This window comes from uncultured Amnibacterium sp. (assembly GCF_964250715.1).
Taxonomy (GTDB): domain Bacteria; phylum Actinomycetota; class Actinomycetes; order Actinomycetales; family Microbacteriaceae; genus Amnibacterium.
Genome location: NZ_CAXUGX010000001.1, coordinates 355,433 through 374,146, shown reverse-complemented (window position 1 = coordinate 374,146; position 18,714 = coordinate 355,433). Strand labels below are relative to the sequence as shown.

General features: G+C 67.7%; 16 protein-coding genes. 3 read left to right on the top strand and 13 right to left on the bottom strand.

The features are described from left to right. Positions 1-122: 122 nt before the first annotated feature. The 6 genes from ACFE7H_RS01720 to ACFE7H_RS01695 form a co-directional block, all read right to left on the bottom strand. A complete protein-coding gene (locus ACFE7H_RS01720) occupies positions 123-1,316 on the bottom strand; it encodes an alpha/beta fold hydrolase (protein ID WP_375399463.1) in 1,194 nt (397 codons plus the stop codon). Next, on the bottom strand, positions 1,313-2,656 hold the full coding sequence (locus ACFE7H_RS01715) for a lyase family protein (protein ID WP_375399462.1): 1,344 nt from the start codon (positions 2,654-2,656) through the stop codon (positions 1,313-1,315). The genes ACFE7H_RS01720 and ACFE7H_RS01715 overlap by 4 nt, the downstream gene beginning before the upstream one ends. Further along, positions 2,656-3,345 (bottom strand): protocatechuate 3,4-dioxygenase subunit alpha, encoded by a 690-nt coding sequence (gene pcaG, locus ACFE7H_RS01710; protein WP_375399461.1) that lies wholly within the window; start codon positions 3,343-3,345, stop codon positions 2,656-2,658. Before pcaG ends, ACFE7H_RS01715 begins: the two co-directional genes overlap by 1 nt. A gap of 7 nt (positions 3,346-3,352) precedes the next feature. Next, positions 3,353-4,153: a protocatechuate 3,4-dioxygenase subunit beta gene (pcaH, locus tag ACFE7H_RS01705; RefSeq protein WP_375399460.1), complete on the bottom strand. Its 801-nt coding sequence runs from the start codon at positions 4,151-4,153 to the stop codon at positions 3,353-3,355. A 19-nt stretch (positions 4,154-4,172) separates the two neighbouring features. Next, positions 4,173-4,499 carry a putative quinol monooxygenase gene (locus ACFE7H_RS01700; protein ID WP_375399459.1) on the bottom strand — a complete coding sequence of 109 codons (327 nt, stop codon included), beginning with the start codon at positions 4,497-4,499 and terminating at the stop codon, positions 4,173-4,175. A 115-nt stretch (positions 4,500-4,614) separates the two neighbouring features. Further along, a complete protein-coding gene (locus ACFE7H_RS01695; RefSeq protein WP_375399458.1) occupies positions 4,615-5,538 on the bottom strand; it encodes an ABC transporter substrate-binding protein in 924 nt (307 codons plus the stop codon). Positions 5,539-5,669: 131 nt separating this feature from the next. Here ACFE7H_RS01695 and ACFE7H_RS01690 point away from each other — a divergent pair, with 131 nt between their 5' ends. Both ACFE7H_RS01690 and ACFE7H_RS01685 read left to right on the top strand, forming a co-directional pair. After that, a complete protein-coding gene (locus tag ACFE7H_RS01690; RefSeq protein ID WP_375399457.1) occupies positions 5,670-6,632 on the top strand; it encodes a MarR family winged helix-turn-helix transcriptional regulator in 963 nt (320 codons plus the stop codon). Between the two features lie 206 nt (positions 6,633-6,838). Continuing rightward, positions 6,839-8,797, top strand: coding sequence for an FAD-binding monooxygenase (locus ACFE7H_RS01685; protein WP_375399456.1), 1,959 nt, complete (start codon positions 6,839-6,841; stop codon positions 8,795-8,797). A 113-nt stretch (positions 8,798-8,910) separates the two neighbouring features. Here ACFE7H_RS01685 and ACFE7H_RS01680 read toward each other — a convergent pair whose 3' ends face one another. From ACFE7H_RS01680 to ACFE7H_RS01665, 4 genes are all read right to left on the bottom strand, one after another. After that, on the bottom strand, positions 8,911-9,900 hold the full coding sequence (locus ACFE7H_RS01680; protein WP_375399455.1) for a sugar ABC transporter substrate-binding protein: 990 nt from the start codon (positions 9,898-9,900) through the stop codon (positions 8,911-8,913). A 155-nt stretch (positions 9,901-10,055) separates the two neighbouring features. Further along, a complete protein-coding gene (locus ACFE7H_RS01675) occupies positions 10,056-11,663 on the bottom strand; it encodes a sugar ABC transporter ATP-binding protein (protein WP_375399454.1) in 1,608 nt (535 codons plus the stop codon). After that, positions 11,660-12,709 (bottom strand): ABC transporter permease, encoded by a 1,050-nt coding sequence (locus ACFE7H_RS01670; protein WP_375399453.1) that lies wholly within the window; start codon positions 12,707-12,709, stop codon positions 11,660-11,662. Before ACFE7H_RS01670 ends, ACFE7H_RS01675 begins: the two co-directional genes overlap by 4 nt. Before the next feature lie 160 nt (positions 12,710-12,869). Then, positions 12,870-13,457 (bottom strand): cysteine hydrolase family protein, encoded by a 588-nt coding sequence (locus tag ACFE7H_RS01665; RefSeq protein ID WP_375399452.1) that lies wholly within the window; start codon positions 13,455-13,457, stop codon positions 12,870-12,872. 53 nt (positions 13,458-13,510) lie between these two features. On the opposite strand from ACFE7H_RS01665, the gene ACFE7H_RS01660 reads away from it, so the two are divergent. Next, positions 13,511-14,707, top strand: coding sequence for an LVIVD repeat-containing protein (locus ACFE7H_RS01660; protein WP_375399451.1), 1,197 nt, complete (start codon positions 13,511-13,513; stop codon positions 14,705-14,707). A 16-nt stretch (positions 14,708-14,723) separates the two neighbouring features. Here ACFE7H_RS01660 and ACFE7H_RS01655 read toward each other — a convergent pair whose 3' ends face one another. From ACFE7H_RS01655 to ACFE7H_RS01645, 3 genes are read right to left on the bottom strand one after another with little or no spacing between them, the layout of a single operon-like run. Then, the gene (locus ACFE7H_RS01655) at positions 14,724-15,428 is read right to left on the bottom strand and encodes a class II aldolase/adducin family protein (protein ID WP_375399450.1); all 705 of its coding nucleotides are present in this window, start codon (positions 15,426-15,428) and stop codon (positions 14,724-14,726) included. A gap of 49 nt (positions 15,429-15,477) precedes the next feature. Then, the gene (locus ACFE7H_RS01650; RefSeq protein ID WP_375399449.1) at positions 15,478-17,262 is read right to left on the bottom strand and encodes a thiamine pyrophosphate-binding protein; all 1,785 of its coding nucleotides are present in this window, start codon (positions 17,260-17,262) and stop codon (positions 15,478-15,480) included. After that, entirely contained in the window at positions 17,259-18,713 is a 1,455-nt protein-coding gene (locus ACFE7H_RS01645) for an aldehyde dehydrogenase family protein (RefSeq protein ID WP_375399448.1), read from the bottom strand. Before ACFE7H_RS01645 ends, ACFE7H_RS01650 begins: the two co-directional genes overlap by 4 nt. Between the last annotated feature and the right edge of the window lies 1 nt (position 18,714).

Here is an 18,714-nt window from a genome sequence, read left to right as displayed (position 1 = left end):
CTACAGGGCAAGACGGCGATACCGGCGCTACGGAAGGGGTTGCCGCACAACTCGACATGTCGCACGGGTGGTCCGCACCAGGCGTGGACCTCGTACCTGCAGTGGCGAGACGCGCGTCGCGATCAGTGTTCGGCGACGTCGGATCGGCGACCGATCGCCTCGTCGTCCTCCGCGAAGACACGCTTGGCCACGCCGAATGCGCTGTTCGCCGCGGGCACTCCCGCGTAGATCGCCGTCTGCAGCAGGATCTCGGTGAGTTCCGTCCTGGTCAGTCCATTGCGAAGGCCTGCTTGCAGATGCAGCTCGAGCTCGTGCCAGTGACGTCCGGTGACCAGGCTGGATATGGTCACCGCGCTGCGCATCCTGCGATCGAGGCCGGGTCGCGTCCAGACCGATCCCCACGCGTATTCGGTGATGAATCGTTGGAAGTCGACCGTCTCGGGCGTGATCGAGACGAGCGATGCGTCCACGTACGAAGTGCCGAGGACCTCTCGCCGCACGGCGAGTCCGGCCGCGTAGCGGTGGTCCGGCGCCACGACGCCGTCGAGCAGGTCGGTGAGTGCCGCGGCCAGGAGTTCGGGCGCCTCGAGTTCCGCCTGATGACCGACGTCATGGAGTTGCACGCGTCCCGCCCCGGGAATCGAGGCGGCCAGCTCCTCGGCGTCGGCCACGTTCACGACCAGGTCGCTGTCGCCGTGCACGACGAGGGCGGGAACCACCACCTTGGCGAGATGCTCGGTACGGTCGAAGCCGGCGAGAGCCTCGCAGCACGCCGCGTACGACTCGTCGTCGACATCGACGAGCGCACTCAGCGCCCGGCCTCCCACATCCGGCTCGCGCTGGAGGAAACCGGGCGCGAACCACCGCTCGGCGCTACCCGCGACGACCGAGGCGGTGCCCTGACCGCGAACCTGTGCCGCGCGAGCGCGCCACCCGTCGGGCGTTCCGATCCGCGCGTTGGAGCACACGATCGCGAGCGCGTCCAGCCTGCCCGCATGCGGGCCGGCTGCGAGTTCGATGCCGATCGCCCCACCCAGCGAAACGCCCGCGTAGGCGAACCGGCCACCACCGACGGAATCGACGAGCGCCACGACCGCATCGGCGAGTTCGGCCACCGTGAACGGGTGTGTGCTGGCCGGACTACGACCGTGACCGGGCAGGTCGAACCGGATGACCCGGCACGTCGGGCGAAGCCGTTCTGCGACCGCGTCCCATGTCTCGGCGGTGGTGCCGAGCGACGGTCCGAGCACGAGCAGCCGTGTCGCCGACGCGGAGGAGCCGGTCGGATCGGTCACCCCGTGGAGAAGGGGGATCACCTCACGTCCCCCTCGGCGGCGGCAACCGCGTCGTCGATGAGTTCCTGACTGAGTCCGATCGGGCCGCCGAGCCGGGTGACCTCCCGCAGGCGGGCCGTGATCTCCACGGGGTCGACACCGGGCGTCCGCTCGACCGACTCGATGAGGGCGTCGACGAAGTCCCCCTCGTCCGCGAGCGCTGCGGCGACGAGATCCGCAGCGCCGCGTCCACCGAAGAAGACGGCGAGAGCGCGCTGCGCCCGCTCGGCATGGACGGCGCCACGTGACAGAGCGAGATTGCGGAGCATGCGAGCGGGATCTGCATGCAGCGCGCCAACAGTCGACCGCGCGGCCGCGGCAGCTTCGAGGGCGAGGCGCAGCAGCTCCCTGAGCGCCGGCCACTCGGCGTGCCAGTCTCCGGCCGGGCGGTCGTCCAGCGCCAGTCCGGCCGCCAGCAGCGTGGCGGCCAGCCCGGGAGCGCGACGGGCCGCGGCGACGAGCAGCACTGCAGGCACGGGGTTGTGCTTCTGCGGCATCGCGGACGAGCCGCCCCCACTCTGCTCCAGGGCCACCTCCGCGATCTCGGTGCGGGTGAGCTGCACGACCTCCAGCCCGATTCGCCCCAGAGCGACCACCAGCCCGGCGAGCGCCGCGCCCAGCTCGGCGACAGCGGATCGCTCCACCTGCCACACCCCGGATCGATACGCGAGCCCGAGGCGGCTGGCGAAGGAACGGCGCAGCGCCTCGGTCCGCTCGATACCGAGCGCATCCACGAGCACGGCAAGCGACCCGACGGAGCCGCCGAGCTGTGCAGGGAGCTCCACTGCAGCGAGGCGGTCCGCCGCTCTGGTCACGCCATCGAGCAGCACGGACATGCGGAGACCGAAGGTCGTGGGTGCGGCGTGCTGACCCAGGGTTCGTCCCGCCATCGGTGTCGTGCGGTGCTGGTCGGCGAGCGTCGCGAGCTGTGCCCGGGTGATGGCGAGGGTCTGCAGGACCGCGAGGCGGGCAGCCGACGCGACGAGCATGGCGGCGGAATCGATGACGTCCTGGCTGGTCGCTCCGTAGTGCAGCCGGTCTGCCGCTTCGTCTGGAAGCACGCGGCGGAGGGCGGCGAGCAGCGGGAGGACCGGGTTGCCGTCATGTGCCGAGGCCGCCGCGATCGCCGGCAGGTCCAGCCGAGCCGCCACCGCGTCGAGCGCGTGCTCGACCCCGGGCGTTGCGGCCCCGACGTCGGCGAGTGCCCCGAGCAGGGCCCGCTCGACCTGCACCATGGCATCGAGATAGGCGGCGTCCCCGATGAGGAGCGCGACGTCGTCGGTGAGCGGATCGAGCAGGCCCAGATCGACCGGCACGGGCATCAGCGCCCATCCGAGGCGCCGACACCGGGGTAGTCCAGGAACACCGTCTCGCTGTCGCCCTGCAGGTGGATGTCGAACCGATAGCGTCCGTGCTGGTGCTCCCTCGCGAGCAGCGTGTCCCGACGGTCCGCTGGAAGGCGTTGCAGCAGCGCGTCCGATGGGACGGCGCCGTCACGCTCCACGAAGTACGCGCGGGTGAAGAGATGGTGCAGCAGACCCCGGGCGAAGACGGTCAACAGTGCCCAATGCGCAGCGGATCCACCGATCGGGCCCGGCAGGATCGTGACGAACTCGTAGTTCCCCTCGACGTCCACCGCGGCGCGTCCGAACCCGGTGAAGTCGCCGCGTTCTCGGCGCCTGCTGCCTGCGCGGCGGACGAGTGCGCCGGACGCATCGGGCTGCCAGAGCTCCAGCAGCGCATCGGGAATGGGAGCGCCGGCGCCGTCGAACACGGTGCCGTGCAACCGGATCGCGTCCGGCCGAACAGCCGGGACGAGTTGCGGACCTCCGGTGTAGGGAAGTGCATAACCGAAGAACGGGCCGACCGTCTGCGACGGAGTCTGACCGGCCGGCTGCCTCGGCGGGAGCTGCTCATTATCGGCGAGCAGTTCGGTGCTCGTGGGACGCGCGACGTCCGGCTCAGGCGGCGTACCGCTCGCTTCAGCGCTCACCGTTGCTTCAGTGCTCACCGTCGATTCAATGCTCACCGTCGTCGGCCTCCATCCAGGTCGACGTCTCGCCCGTCAGCACGATGTCCCAGCGGTACCCCGTGGCCCACTCGGGCTGCGTCACATCGTGATCGTAGGTTGCGACGAGTCGATCCCGCGCGGCCTGGTCGGGGATCGACTGATAGATCGGATCGAGCGCAAAGAGCGGGTCGCCCGGGAAGTACAGCTGCGTCACGAGCCGCTGTGTGAACGCGGTACCGAAGAGCGAGAAGTGGATGTGGGCCGGCCGCCACGCGTTGCGATGGTTCCGCCAGGGATAGGGCCCGGGCTTGATGGTGACGAATCGGTAGGAGCCGTCGTCCCCCGTGATCGCTCGACCCACCCCCGTGAAGTTCGGGTCGAGCGGCGCAGGATGCTGGTCGCGCTTGTGCACGTAGCGCCCGGAGGCGTTGGCCTGCCAGATCTCGACGAGTTGGCCGCGCACAGCACGGCCCTCGCCGTCCAGAACCCGGCCGGTCACGACGATCCGCTCGCCCAGCGGCTCCCCCGCGTGCTGAATGGTCAGATCGCTCTCGTACTCGTCGACGTCAACATGGCCGAAGGTGGGGGCGGTGCGCTCGATCTCCTCCGGGTCGACGCGGACGAGTTCATGAGTGGGATGCCGCAACGTGCTGCTGCGGTACGGCGGGAAGTCCCGCGACGGATGGCGAACCGGAAGTCCTACCGCCCGCGCCGCACTGTGAGCGTCGGCGATCTCAGCGCTGATGACGGCCTGGGTGGGGCCGTCCGGGCTTCCGCCGGCAGTCCCCGTGGTACTGATCGTGTTCATGTGCACTTCCTTGAAGACGTCACTCGCCGGGACCGAGCAGCTTGGCGCCGGAATCGCGTGAGTACCGCAGCTGCATCGTCTCAATACTCATCGGACCCTCGACGAAGTCGTTGATCGACCCCAGGAGCTCGATCACCTCGGGGTAGGACTCGTGCACGTCGTCGTGGTACGCCTTGTTGACGAACGACTCGTAGATGAACATGGTGTTCGACTCCGTCGAGGTACCGACATCGAACGCGAGGCAGCCGTCCTCGTTGCGCACGCGCTCCATGATCGATCCCATGAGCCGGACGGCCTCAGTCATGCGACCGGGCTTGATGTCCATGCTGACGCGCATCGCATACATGACTTCTCCGCTCGGCCGCGCCGGCACCTTGTTATGCAAGGCAGATTATGGTTCTGCTCTGCAGCGTACTCGTGTCGAGTCGAATCGATCCCGCTCTGTCAGGTCCGCGTCACGGTCACACCTGCGGCAGGTAGGAGAGGTCGATCCGACGAGCCTGCTCCTCGGGCGTGCCCGCACGCAATGTCCCGGCCCGGTCCATGAGCCGGACCACGTTCGCCATGCCCGCAGCACTCAGCTGCAGATCCGGCTGCAAACTGCCGGTCGCCCGAAAGTGGTCGTAGTCCAAAGCCGCGTGCTCCTCGGTGCTCGACACCCGATCCGACGCGATTGCGATGGTGGCCTCTCGGTGCTCCGACATCCACGCAGTCGCCCACGACACGCATCGAGTGAAGCGCCTGAGCGCATCGGCGTGGGTTTCGGCCCAATCGCGGCGAACATTGATCGTCGTGAACTGGTAGTCCGGCACGTAGTCGGCGATCTGCCCGAGGCTCGGGAAACCGAGCTGCTCGGCCAGGTACCGGTGGGGTGACGTCTGCAGGCCGGCGTCGATGGTCCCGTCCAGGATCGCCTCCCACCGTCTGGATGCGACACCGATGGATCGCAGTTCATAGTCCTCGAGGTGGTGCAGTCCGTTCGCGGACATCATCTCCCGAACGAGAAGACCCGTTCCCTCGCTGGTGTGCGAGACCCCGATGACCCCGCCTCTGAGTTCACCGATGGACCCGATGCCCCTCCTGGCGATGAGCGCGTTGCTCAGCTTGCTGGCGTTCCCTCCCACGATGATCAGCTCGCTCGGGGAGGTCAGGCTCAGGACGCTCTCGGGCGTACCGATCGCGATCTGCGTCGACCCGTCGAGCAGCGACCGCGAGACGTTCTCGACCCCGAAGAGGACGTCGATCCGCACGTCGAGGCCGGCGTCTGCGAAGCGGCCGAGTCGGTCCGCTACCCACAGCGGCACGTTGTTGAAGACTGGAGCCACGAGGCTCACGTCGAGCCTCGTGAGGTCTGCGCGGTTCGCATCGGCCGTGACGGTTGACATGGGGCCTCCTGCATACGTTGGAAGGGGACGACCGCGTCCGCCGCTCGCACCATAGTTGGGTGGGGCGACCCGTCAAAGCGCAATGGACGTCGAGAGGTACTCGGCCGTCCGGGTCCGGAGGGAGGCCCACCGTGTCCGGAACACACCGTGATTCGGACCGCCCATCGCCTTCGACGGCCCTGCAGCTCTCAAGCCTCTGCGGGCACTTAATCCGCCGATGCGAGCGCATTCACACGGGCATCTGGCTCGACGAGATCGGCGAGAGCGTCACCAGCGTGCAGTACGGGGTGCTCGCGGCACTCGATGACCGTCCGGGCATCGACCAGCGACTGCTCAGTGAGATCGTCGCGCTCGACAAGTCGTCCACGGCCGATGTCGTCGCCCGCCTGATGCGCGCGCGATGGATCACCCGCCGACGGAACGCGGACGACGGGCGGCGATACGAGTTGGCCCTGACACCTGCAGCTCGAGCCGCCTTCGCCCAGCTCGTGCCCGAGGTCGGACGAGTACAAGATCGTCTCCTCGAGGCGGTCGCGGACGGCGACCGGGGCGACCTGCTGCGCGGTCTTCGGCTGATCGCGGGCGGAGCCGGCGCCGTCGGCTCGCCGCGCGCAGACCGGCGACGGTCCGCCCCGGACGTCGACTACGCAGCAACCGAGGTCGCGGCACTCGACGTGCCGGGCCACCACATCCGCAGGGCACAGCAGGCGCACACTGCGATCTGGAAGGCGGAGTTCGGTCGGGAGTTGACCGGGCCCCAGTACGCCGTCCTGCACGTTCTCGCCCGGTCGCCGCACATCAACCAGGGAACTACCTGCCTGCTCGCAGCGGTCGACAAGTCCACCGGTGCAGACATCGTCGACCGTCTCGTCCGGCAGGGCCGGATCGTTCGACATCGCGACCCCGACGACGGGCGTGGCAATGTCCTCTCGCTGACCGACGACGCGATCCGACTGGCCGAGCAGGCGTCGCCTCGCGTCGAAGCGGTACAGCACCGGCTGCTCGCTCCGATAACCGTCTCCGACCGAGACGAGTTCGTCCGACTCCTGCAGCGGGTGGCCTACGCCGGAATGGCGCTCGACGCCTTCCTCTAGCCAGCGGATCACGAAAGCGGCCGGATCACGAGATCGGCCTTGCACGCTTCGCGTCCTGTTCTTACAGTAGGACGTACACGTACTAATTGGTTGGAACCGATGGTCTGCCCGTCGCCGACGAGGGCGCCGGACCGAAGGATCGGGCTCCGACCCATGCGCATGGCGGTGCTCGACCGTTCGTGCCGATTGCTCATGGAGGGCTCGCTGTGCAGTTCCACCTCGACGGATTCCAGCCGGGCGATCCGGACCGCGCTCGCGCGGATGCGGCTCGCGCGACCGCATCCGCTGCGCCGATGCCCGACGAGGTCGACGTGCTGATCGTCGGCTCGGGGCCGGCCGGCCTGGTCCTCGCGGCCCAGCTCGCGGCATTCCCGGACATCACCACTCGGATCGTGGAGCAGAAGGCAGGGCCGCTCGAACTAGGGCAGGCGGATGGAATCGCCTGCCGGACCGTCGAGATGTTCGACGCGTTCGGCTTCAGCGAGCGGCTGCTTCGTGAGGCGTACTGGGTCAACGAGACGGTCTTCTGGCGCCCCGACGAATCCGACCGGACGCGCATCGTCAGAAGCGGTCGGGTGCGGGACACGGAGGAGGGACTGTCCGAGTTCCCCCACCTCATCATCAATCAGGCCCGTGTTCACGACCACCTGCTCGCAGTGATGGCGAACTCCCCGAGCCGGCTGACGCCCGACTACAGCCGAAGCGTGGAGCGGATCGAGGTCGAACCCGCCGCAACTCACCCGGTCGTGGTCACGCTCCGACAGCTCGCGTCCGACGGCACCCCGACAGGCACTCCGACGACGGTTCGAGCCCGCTACGTCGTCGGGTGCGACGGCGCGCGGAGCGCGGTGCGCACCGCGATCGGCCGATCGCTGCGCGGCGATGCCGCCAACCAGGCATGGGGCGTGATGGACGTCCTGGCAGTCACCGACTTCCCCGACATCCGGCTCAAAACGGCGGTGCAGTCCTCGAACGGCGGCAACATCCTGATCATCCCGCGTGAGGGAGGTCACCTGGTTCGCCTCTACATCGAGCTCGACAAGCTCGGCCCCGGCGAGCGCGTGTCGGCGAGGGGGATCACCTCGGACACGCTCATCGCCGCGGCGCGCCGTATCCTGCACCCCTTCTCGTTCGACGTGCAGGAGATCGCTTGGTGGTCGGTCTACGAGATCGGGCAGCGTCTGACGGACCGTTTCGACGACGTGTTCGATGAGGGCCAGGACGAGCCGCACATCTTCATCGCCGGGGATGCGTGCCACACCCACAGCCCGAAGGCGGGCCAAGGCATGAACGTGTCGATGCAGGACGCCTTCAATCTGGGTTGGAAGCTGGCCGCCGTGCTTCGCGGACAGAGCAGTCCCTCGCTGCTGAGGACCTATTCGGACGAGCGGCAGGCCGTCGCTGCCGCGTTGATCGACTTCGACCGCGATTTCGCGAAGATGTTCAGCACGCCTCCGAAGGATCCGACGCGGGCGACCGACGACGGGGTGGATCCTCAGCAGTTCCAGGCCCGCTTCATCGAGAGCGGGCGCTACACGGCCGGAGTCGCGACCCGGTACGAGCGCTCCGTCCTTCGCGGGGAGTCGGCGTATCAGAATCTGGCGAGCGGGTTCCCCATCGGGGAACGATTCCACTCCGCGCCGGTGATCCGTCTCGCCGACGCCAAACCGATGCAACTCGGACACGTCGCCCAGGCAGACGGTCGCTGGCGGATCTACGCCTTCGCCGACGCCGACGATCCTCGAGAAGCGTCGAGCGGGCTCCGTGGCCTGTGCGACTTCCTCGCCGATTCACCCGAGTCGCCGACCCGGCGCTTCACCCCCGAGTTCGCGGACGTGGACGCCGTCTTCGATCTGCGCGCGGTCTTCCAGCAGAGCCACCACGAGATCACGCCCGAGGTCCTGCCGGCGGTGCTGCTGCCCCGCAAGGGGCGGTATGGGCTCGTCGATTACGAGAAGGCGTTCTGTCCCGACCTGCGATCGTCCGAGACGGACGTCTTCGACCTGCGCGGCATCGATCGCCGGCGCGGCGCCGCCGTCGTCGTCCGGCCCGATCAGTACGTCGCGGCCGTCCTGCCGCTCGGCGCATACGACCTGATCACCGAATTCTTCTCGAATTTCATGCTTGCGGCCCCGGCGCGACAAGCGGTCGCGCTGATGCACTGACGGCACGGCCGCCAGCCGCGCCCCACTTCCACACGGAGGGGCCCGCTGTGAGCTACGAAGTAGCAGGGGGTCGCGCGGAATTCCGCGCGACCCCCTGCTATTCACGACGGGCGCTATTGACCGGGCGTCGGCCCGGCGGCCGAGGACGTCAGGGCGTCTGCCGGGGACTCGGTCGGCTTCTCGGTCAGCAGCTTGTCGATCACCGACTGGTAGTAGAGGTAGGACACCTTCGGGTCGGTCGCCTTCAGCCGGGAGAGGGCAGCGTCCGCGTTCGACTTCGTGATGACCTGCAGGCCCGTGTTGAACCAGCCCTTCGGGATGGGCTTCTTGCTGATGAGGTGCTGGAGCAAGAAATACATCGACGTGTAGCCCTGGACGAACCCGTCCTGAGAGACGACGGTATTCAGCGTGCCGTTCTTCACCTCGGTGATGGTCGAGGCCGTGTCACCGCTGGTCGTGCCGATCAGGTATTTCGCGTTCGAGGACTTCTTCACCTTCACGAGGTTCGGCGCGTCCTGGTCGCACACGCCGAAGAATCCCAATGCGTCGCTCTCCTGCGTGGTCACGCGCTGCCACGACGTGAAGTTGCTCGCCGGGTCTCCCGTGACGTTCAGCGCAGCCTTCGTCGTCACGCCTGGCTCGAGCTTGGTCATCTCGCTCTTGAAACCACGCACGACCGCGTCGAGTACCGGTAGCCCAGGCACGCAGACGCCGGGCTGCACATATCCCTTGGCTCCTTTGCCGAGCACCTTCGCCCAGTCGTCTGCCAGAGCGACACCCAGGGCGAACTTGGATGGCCCGAAGTGCGCGCTGGCCTGCGAGGCCGGTGCCGGAACATCGAGCGTCTCGACCGTGATCCCTTTGCTCACCGCATCGTCGATCGGGCGCTGAAACAGTTCTGCCGGAAAGGCACCGACGACGATCCCGTTCGACCCGGCGGCGGCGGCACTCTGGAGCGCGGCCACCTCGGTCGGCGGGTTCAGTCCGGGAGGACCGAACCAGTTGTAGGACTTGACGTTCGCGCTGGATGCCGCCAGCTTGGCGCCGAGGTTCTGATCGGCCGGGAGACCCAGACGTTGGAGCGTGAGCAGGTCGACCCGCATCGTTGCCGGGGCGCTTCCGATCGACGGGAGCTTGACCGTCGCCGCGGACTTCTGCGGCGCCGCCGAGCCGTTGTTCGACCCCGAACAGGCCGTCAGTGCGGCGATGGCGCTCACCGCCGCGACGGCGATGACTGTGCGGCGGATACGGATTCCGTTCAAGGTGTCTCCTCATGACTTGCGCCCGCGTCCGACATCGGGCGCGGATGGTCGAGCGACGTCGATCGACTGCTCGGGGGTACGGCACCGGTGTTGATGGCGTGCAGCAGCACGCTGTGCGACAGGCCGTCGCGGTCGATGGATCCGGTGATTCTGTGCTGGTGGAACACATGGACGCGGTCGCAGAGCTCCGCGAGCTCGAGCAGGTCGCTGGAGATCAGCAGGACGACGCTGCCGCGATCACCGAGTTCCCGAATGAGGCGGTAGATGTCGGCTTTTCCTCCCACGTCGACACCGCGGGTGGGATCGTCGAGGAGGACGAGGTCGTTCGTCATCGACCACCACTTGCCGAACACCAGCTTCTGCTGGTTCCCACCGGACAGGGTGTTCGCTCCGTCGTCCGCATCACCCATCCGGATGTGCAGCTCGTCCCGCAGCATCTCCGCACGCTTTCGAAGCCGGCCCGCCGTGACCAGCGCGCCGAATCGTCCCATCGAGCCCGTCGAGACATGGGACAGGTTGACCGCGATCGATTGGGCCAGCATGAGCCCCTCGTTCTTCCGGTCCGAGGGCACGAAAGCAATCCCTCGCTTCACCGCCTGACGGACGTTGCGCGGCAACCGCTTGCCGTTGGGAAGCACCACCGTTCCAGTACCGCGGACCCGGCCGAACAGCAGGTCGAGTACAGCCGCATGCCCGGCCCCGTCGAGCCCGGCCAGGCCGACGATCTCCCCGGGACGCGCCTCGAACGAGACGTCGTCGATCCGGCCGGCGACGGAGACGCTGGTCAGAGCGAGCCGTCGCTCATCGCGGGGGTCGGGTGCCTGACGCGCAGCGGGTGCTTCGACGACGCCCGAGGGGTTGCCCAGCATGTCAGCGACGACCGCCGCCATCGACGTGTCGGTCGTCAGGGTGTGCTTCACAACAGCGCCGGAACGGAGTACCACGACCTCATCGGCGATGGCGAAGACCTCTTCGAGGCGGTGCGAGACCAGCACGATACCCACGCCTTGGTGGCGCAGGTCGTCGACCACCTCGAGGAGTCGGGCCGTCTCGGCAGGGCGGAGCGCCGAGTTCGGCTCGTCGAGGATGAGGAGTCGGGCATTGGTCGCGAGGGCTTTGGCGACCTCGACGAGCTGGCGATCGGCGAGGCTCAACGTGCCGACGATGGTGGTCGGCGAGACAGCGCTGCCGACCCGATCGAGCAGCACCTTCGCCCTGCTCGCCATTGACCGCTGATCGACGAAGCCGACGCGGCCGGGCTCACGCCGACTGAAGATGTTCGCGGCGACCGACAGGTGCGGGAACAGGCTGAGTTCCTGGAAGACGATCGAGATGCCCATCCGGTTGGCTTCGTCGACCGCTCGGGGGGCGATCGGTTCCCCACCGAGCAGCAGACTGCCGGCGTCGGGTCGCTCAGCCCCGGCGAGGATCCGCATCAGGGTCGACTTGCCGGCACCGTTCTCGCCGACGAGCGCGGTCACTCGGCCTGCTGCGATGTCGAGGTCCACGCCGGCGAGGGCGTGGACCCCACCGAATCGCTTCTCGATGCCGCGCACCGACAGCAGCGGTTCGGCTACCTCCGCCGGAGCGGGGGCGATGCTCACGGTTGCCGCCGGACGCGGCGCACGATCGCGTCGAGGGCCACCGCGGCGACGATGACCGCACCTGTTACGAGCGTCGTCCAGTCTGCGGACACGCCGAATTGGAGCAGGGCGGCATTGATCACGGCGATGACGAACGCGCCGAGCATCGCCCCGACCACTGTGCCGGAGCCCCCGGTGAGTGACGTTCCGCCGATGACGGCTGCGGCGATGACCAGGAGTTCGTAGGACCTGCCGAGGTTCGGGTCGGCTCCGGCGAAGAAGCTCACCGTCATCACCGACGAGACGCCGGCAAGACCCCCGACCAGCGCTGTCGTCTGCATGAGCATGCGTGCCGTCGGGTACCCGGAAAGGATCGCAGCCTGCTTGTTCGAGCCGATCGCGCGAACGCCGAACCCGAAGCGACTCCGCGTGAAGACCAGAGCGAGGACGACGGTGAGGATGACGAGAACCCAGGCGATCGCGGGGAAGCCGAGGTAGCTCCTGCCGAGGACGTCGAACATCGACGTGTCGGACGGACTGTCGGTGATCGAGTTGCTGCCGGAGGCGACGAGTCCGAGGCCCATGTAGAGCGTCAAGGTGCCGAGCGTGACGATGATGACCGGAACACGGAGGACTGTCGCGAGCAGTCCATTGACGAACCCGAGGCCCGCACCGAGCACGATCGAGATAACGCCGGCCAGCCAGGGATCGAGTCCGCTCTGAATCGCGAGCGCCCCGACGACCGCACAGACCATGTAGTTGCCGCCGACCGACAGGTCGACCTCCCCCATCGCGAGGAGGAAGACCATGCCGAGGGAGATGATCCCGAAGAACGCCGCCTGCTGCGCCACGTTCGCAAGCGACGTCACCGTCAAGAACTGCGGGTGCTGTGCGCCGGTCACGAAGACGATGATCAGCAGCGCAGCGATGATTCCGAGTCGCGCGGAGAGCGACGACGTCCGCACGGCCCCGGCGATCGAGCGAGCGGCCGACCGAGTGCTGGGGACGGCGGCACCTCGGGTGTCGCGGGTGGGATCGTCGGACCGTGGTGTGGGATCTCCGTGCACGGGTGCACTCTTTCGCCCCAGGTCGATCTTCGACACGCGAACACTTCCTCTTTGAAGCAGAAACAATCTCTGTTGGGTGGATGTTAGTCAGGATGCTCCCGTGAGGACAAGGGCGCGCTGCTGAGCGGTGGGAAGGCTTCCGCCGAGCAGAGGGTTCAGCTCACGTCTCGAGCGTCGACATCACCTTTCCGACAGCGGACAGCTGTGCGAAGGCTGCGTCCGAAGTGCGCTCATTCGGCGCGGCACAGCAGTCCCGCAGCAGGACGACGTCCAGCCCTAGATCGGCCGCCGCGAACGCGGTGGCCGCAACGACCAGGTGCACGCTCACGCCGCCGAGCAGGACTCGGTCGATGCCGCGTCCGAGGAGCATCGGAGCGAGGTCGGTCCCCGCGAAGCCGCTCATGGTGTCGTGCTCGATGACGATCGCGTCGTCCGCCGCCAGCCGAGCGACGACCCGGACGCCCCAGCTGTGCGGCTGGAAGCCCTCGACCACCCCGGCCCGCAGGTTCAACGCGGTCGACGTGCAGGTGCCTTCTCGTCCAACGAGAACGACGTGGATGATCGGTACGCCGGCGGCTCGCGCCGCGCTCATCGCGCGGAGCACCGCCTCGACTACGCCGGACGATTCAGCCACGGCGGCGATACCGCGCCGGCCGACGATTCCGTCCGGATCGAGCACCTCGTTCTGCAGATGCAGCAGGACGAGCGCCGACCGTCGGTCGGCGGGGAACAGTTCTGATGATGTCACCGGTATCACTTCATTCTCTGTCGTGCAGATCAAGGTTCTGTATGATGATGGCGATGCGACTCGAAGGCGTGCAGTTCGTCGGCCACTCCGATCTCGACGGCAGACCTGAGGGTCTCCAGGTCGTCGGCACAGGCGATCGCGTCTTCATCGCCCATCTGTTCTCCGGCGGATTCACCGAGGTCAGCCTCACCGACCCCCGGCGCCCTCGAGTCCTGAGCTTCACCGCCGCGCCCCCGAACTCCTGGTCGGTCCACCTGCAGGTGCAGGGCGACCTGCTGCTCGTGTCGAACGGTCCGGACATGTGGGCCGCGCCGATCGGCTTCGATCCCGGACGGTCGCTTTTCGAATCCGTGAGCGGATACGCCGCGGGCGTCCGTATCTACGACGTGTCGAAGCCCGGTCATCCACGTGAGATCGGGTTCGCCGACGTCGGCGGCCAGGGGGTGCACCGGATCTGGTTCGAGGGTTCGGATCTCGCCTTCGTCTCGGCCTTTCCCGACGGGTTCGACGAGGGGATCCTGCTCGTACTCGATCTCTCCGATCCCACCGAACCGTTCGAGGTCGACCGGTACTGGATTCCCGGCATGGGCCCGAACGAGGAGGCTCTGCGTACGTGGCCGGACGAGTTCAAGGTCTCGCTGCACCACCCCATCGTTCGTGACGGCTTCGTGTACGGCGCGTGGCGCGACGGGGGCATCACTGTGCAGCCGGTCGCGACGAGCGGTGCACTCGGGTCCGCGACGCGCCTGGTCTGGCCGGGCCCGGACGGCCTGGGCAGCGCAGCGCACACGTCGCTGCCTCTTCCCGAGATGGGGTTGGTCGCTGTGGCCGAGGAAGGCATCGAGAGTGCCGGTGAGCCCCAGCGAAGGTCCGTCTCGATGATCGACGTCCACGATCCATCGGATCCGCGACGTATCGGAACGCTTCCCAGTCCGGAGGTGTCGCCTGTGGCAGGTGCGCGGTTCGGCCCGCACAACCTGTACGAGTATCGGGCGGGAGCGTGGATGGACGGCAGCATCGTCTTCAGCGCTCACCAAGGCGCCGGATTGCTCATCTACCGCGTCGCCGCCGACGGGGAGGCAACCGAAGTGGGCCGATTCGAAGCCGATCCCCCGAGCACGCTGCTGGACCCGCGGCCCGGTCGGGTCGCGGTCCGGCAGACCAACGATGTCTTCGTGACCGCTGATGGCCTGATGGCCGTGGTCGATGCGAACGGCGGCCTCGACATACTGCAGCTCGATCTGCGGTAACGCAGCCGGCGCCGTCCTACACCTGCTCCACGATCGGCGTGAGACCCCGTTCCAGGTAGTCCCACACGGCTCGGATGGAGCTCTCCGGATAGATGTGCCCGCGCTTCGCGATCGACTCCTCCGGTGAAGTCCAACTCGGCCACCCGCCGAACCCGGTGGTGATGAGCTGTTGCTGACAGGCCATCTCCAGCAGGATCGCCGCGATCGTCGCTTCGCGAACGTCCGCTCCGACAGTGACGATCCCGTGGTTCACGAGGAAAACCGCGCGCGCATCACCCAGTGCCGCAGCGACTGCGTCACCGAGCTGCTCGGTGAGGATGAGGTCGGTCGTCTCGACGAAGCGCGGGACACCGTGTGGGGCGAAGAAATTTGCGGCGTGGCTCACCGGGCGCAGTGACGCCCCTGACGATGCGAGTGCGACGGAATAGGGACTGTGGACATGGACGACGCCCCCGACGTCCGGGCGGGCGGCCATGACCTGGGTGTGGATCGGGTATTCGCTGTGCCGTTGTCCACCGCCATCGAGCAGTGCTCCGTCCCAGCCGACGAGGTGGACGCGGTCGGGTGTGATCTCCTCGAGGCCCCAGTGGGCCGACTTGAGCCACGCACCCCGTCCCTCCACGTCCCGTGCTGACGCGTGGCCCCAGATCAGGTCGCTGTGCCCGGCGTTCCCCAGAATCCGGGATGCCGTCGCGACGAGGTCGCGTGGATCGTCTGACATTGAAGGTCCTTCCTCAGGAGGCTGTTCGTTCGTCATCGTCGGCTTCTGCTCATCCTTCGCGGACGAGGCCGGCGGCCATGGAGGGGCTGTATCCGGTTTCGACAACGACGTCGACGACCACGGGACGCCCGGATCGGAACAGGTCCACAGCCGTGCGGAGGGCGTTCGCCAAATCGTGAACTGCGCTGATCGGCCCGATCCCCTCGAGGCCCTGGGCACGGGCGAGACCGGCCAGATCGGGCGCCGGGTCGTCGATCCGCTGGCCGATCCACTTGCGCGAAGCGTCCCTGCCCCGGGTCTCGGCGACCTTCTGCTGGTGCACCTCGTCGTTGAAGTAGGAGCGATTGTTCGACACGATCGCCAGCAGCGGGATGGCGTTGTGCGCCGCAGTCCAGAGCGCCTGCACACCCATCAGGTAATCCCCGTCGCCGAGCACGCCGACGGCAATTCGACCCGTGCCCCGCAGGGCGAGTGCGGCGCCGACGAGCATGCCGGGTCCGGAGCCGATTCCGCCTCCTCCGTCATAGCCGAGGTAGTCGAGGGGGTGTTCGAACGGCCAGGCTGCACCGTCCCAGCCGAGTGGAAGGCGGACGAGCGTGGTGTCGACATCATGCAGAACCTCTCTTAAGGTCTGCGCGAGCAGGGGCAGCGTGATCGCGTCGGATGCGGGCCCGCCGTCGGCTTCCGCCGCGGTCCGCTCCAGCACGGACGAGGCGCCCCCTGAGGCTTTGGAGCGATACCCACCCGAGCCGGACGGGAGCGGCGCACCGGCCGACGACGCGGCGACCAGCTGGGCCACCCCGATATCTGGGTTGATGGGCAGGGTCACGTCGGCCGGGATGCGGGAGAAGTGGTCCTTGCTCCATCCGTTGTGCAACTGCGCGTCTTGGCTGACGTTCACCACGTAGCGCGCTCCGACCGCCGGTGCCTGAGCGAGGGTGCCGCCGAGGTCGATCCAGTCGAAGGCGACCACCACGTCTGCCTCCGCAAGCACCCGCTGCCCATGGGTTGACAGGAAGAACGCCGGTCCCGGGACATGCGCCGGGTGCGTGGTCGGGAACGAGGCGCCGGCCTTCAGGTCGGTGATGACGCGAGCACCGACCTGCTCCGCCAATGACACACGATGTGCCCAGTCCTCGGGACTGCGGCTCAGTCGTCCAAGCAGGAACACGGGGGACGCAGCGCTCTGGAGTCGTGCAACGACGTCGGCGACGATGCCGGCGGGTGCCTCGGGCGGCGTGACGACCGGCTCGGACGTCGGCTTCGGCAGTGCGACGGGCTGCTCGAGCCTGGCCTCCTGGACCGTGGTGTCCAGAACGACGTAAGTCGGTGCCATCGGAGGAGTGCGGACGATGTCCCACGCCCGGATCAGCGAGTCGACGGTAGCCGGGAGGGACGCGGGCTGGTCGTCCCATTTGATGTAGTTGCGCACGATCGACGCCTGATCGCCCGATGAATGGATCCAGTCGATCCAGGGACGGCGACGAGCGGAGTCGACCGGCCCGTTCGCGCCGATGATGAACACCGGGACACGGTCGGCCCAGGCGTTGTAGATCGCCATGCTCGCGTGCATCAGTCCGACGTTGCTGTGCAGAGCGACCGCCATCGGCGTGCCCGTCACCTTCGCGTAGCCGTGGGCCAGGGCGACGGCATGCTCCTCATGCAGGCACATCAGGATCTCCGGGCCCTGTGCGCCCAGGTGGTTCACGAGGCTGTCGTGCAGCCCGCGGAAGCTCGCCCCCGGGTTCAGGGCGATGAAGGGCACGCCCGTCTCGCGGAGGAAGTCGGCGACGACATCGCTGCCCCACCTGGACTCGTTCGCGTCATCGTTCACGGAATCATCACCGTCGTCGTCTTGGTCTCGGTGTACGAGAGCAGCTCCTCAAGGCATTCCTCGCGGCCGAAACCGGACGACTTCGTTCCGCCGAACGGGAGACCCCAGAAGTGACGGCTGCCGCTGTTGATGAGCACGTGTCCCACATGCAACTCGCGCGCGATGCGATGCGCGGAGGACAAGTTGCTGGTCCACACCGATGCGGTCAGTCCGTAGTCGACCGAGTTGGCGATCTCAACCGCCTCCTCCTCCGTGCGGAAAGTCATTGCGGCGAGCACCGGGCCGAAGACCTCTTCTTGACCCAACCTGCTGTGCGCTCCGACGTCGGCGATGAGCGTCGGCGCGACGAACCAACCGTGCTCATCGACCGTGTCCGGGCGGCCGCCGCCTGCGACGAGGCGTCCACCGTCGCCGAGACCGACCTCGATGTAGTGCATCGACTTGTCGTACTGCGCCTCGGACACCACGGCGCCCATCTCGCTCGACTCGTCCAACGGATCGCCGACGCGGATCTCCGCCAGAATCGCTCCGACTCGCTCGAGCACGTCGGTCGCGATCGATTCATGCACCAGCAGCCGACTCGTCGATCCGCAGCTCTGACCTGCCGACGCCGTGAAGTTCATGCCGGCCACGGCACCGGCGGCGGCGGCGGCGAGATCGGCGTCCGGGAGGACGATCTGAGCATTCTTTCCACCGAGTTCGAGCGTGACGTGCTTCACACCGGCGTCGGCCGCGTCGCGTTGAATGCTTCGTCCCGTCACCGCCGAGCCGATGAATCCGATGCGGCGGATGAGTGGATGCCGAACGATCGCACGACCGCTCACGCTGCCGCGGCCCGATATCGCGATGAGCACGTCCGGCGGCAGCACTTCTGCCGCGAGTTCTGCGAACCGCAGCGTCGACAGCGGCGCCTGATCCGGCGCCTTCAGGATGACCGCGTTCCCGGCGACCAACGGCGCGGCGGCCTTCGAAGCGGCGAAGAACAGCGGGTGGTTGAAGGCACCGATACGAGCGACCACGCCGTACGGCTCGCTCGTCGTGTAGTGCAGATTGTTGCTGACCGGCAGCGTTCGGCCGCCGAGTTCGAGCGCGTAGTCGGCGAAGATGTTCATCAATTCGACCGCGCCCTCGACATCGAGGCGAGTCGAGCGGAGCGGCGCACCGATGTCGAGCGAGTCGAGTCGAGCGAGTTCTTCGCGATGTTCCAGAAGCAGTGTCCCCAGCCGACGAACGAGTGACGCCCGCTCGCGCGGCGTCCTCCTCGCCCAGGCGAGCTGCGCGGCGGCTGCCGCTTCGACGGCGCGATCCACGTCGGCGGCGGTCGCGTCGGGAACCTCGGCAAGCTGCTGCCCGGTGCTCGGGTTCTCAACGGCGTACACGCCGACGGGCTCGAGCGGGGCGCCACCGATCAGCGTCCGCCACGGGCGTTCGGCCACCGATGTGTCAGGCATC

Coding starts and splice junctions, on each gene's coding strand:
- ACFE7H_RS01715 (WP_375399462.1), bottom strand. CDS start 2,656: ATGCCCGTGCCGGTCGATCTGGGCCTGCTCGATCCGCTCACCGACGAC.
- pcaH (WP_375399460.1), bottom strand. CDS start 4,153: ATGAACACGATCAGTACCACGGGGACTGCCGGCGGAAGCCCGGACGGC.
- ACFE7H_RS01700 (WP_375399459.1), bottom strand. CDS start 4,499: ATGTATGCGATGCGCGTCAGCATGGACATCAAGCCCGGTCGCATGACT.
- ACFE7H_RS01695 (WP_375399458.1), bottom strand. CDS start 5,538: ATGTCAACCGTCACGGCCGATGCGAACCGCGCAGACCTCACGAGGCTC.
- ACFE7H_RS01680 (WP_375399455.1), bottom strand. CDS start 9,900: ATGCGGGTCGACCTGCTCACGCTCCAACGTCTGGGTCTCCCGGCCGAT.
- ACFE7H_RS01660 (WP_375399451.1), top strand. CDS start 13,511: ATGCGACTCGAAGGCGTGCAGTTCGTCGGCCACTCCGATCTCGACGGC.
- ACFE7H_RS01655 (WP_375399450.1), bottom strand. CDS start 15,428: ATGTCAGACGATCCACGCGACCTCGTCGCGACGGCATCCCGGATTCTG.
- ACFE7H_RS01645 (WP_375399448.1), bottom strand. CDS start 18,713: ATGCCTGACACATCGGTGGCCGAACGCCCGTGGCGGACGCTGATCGGT.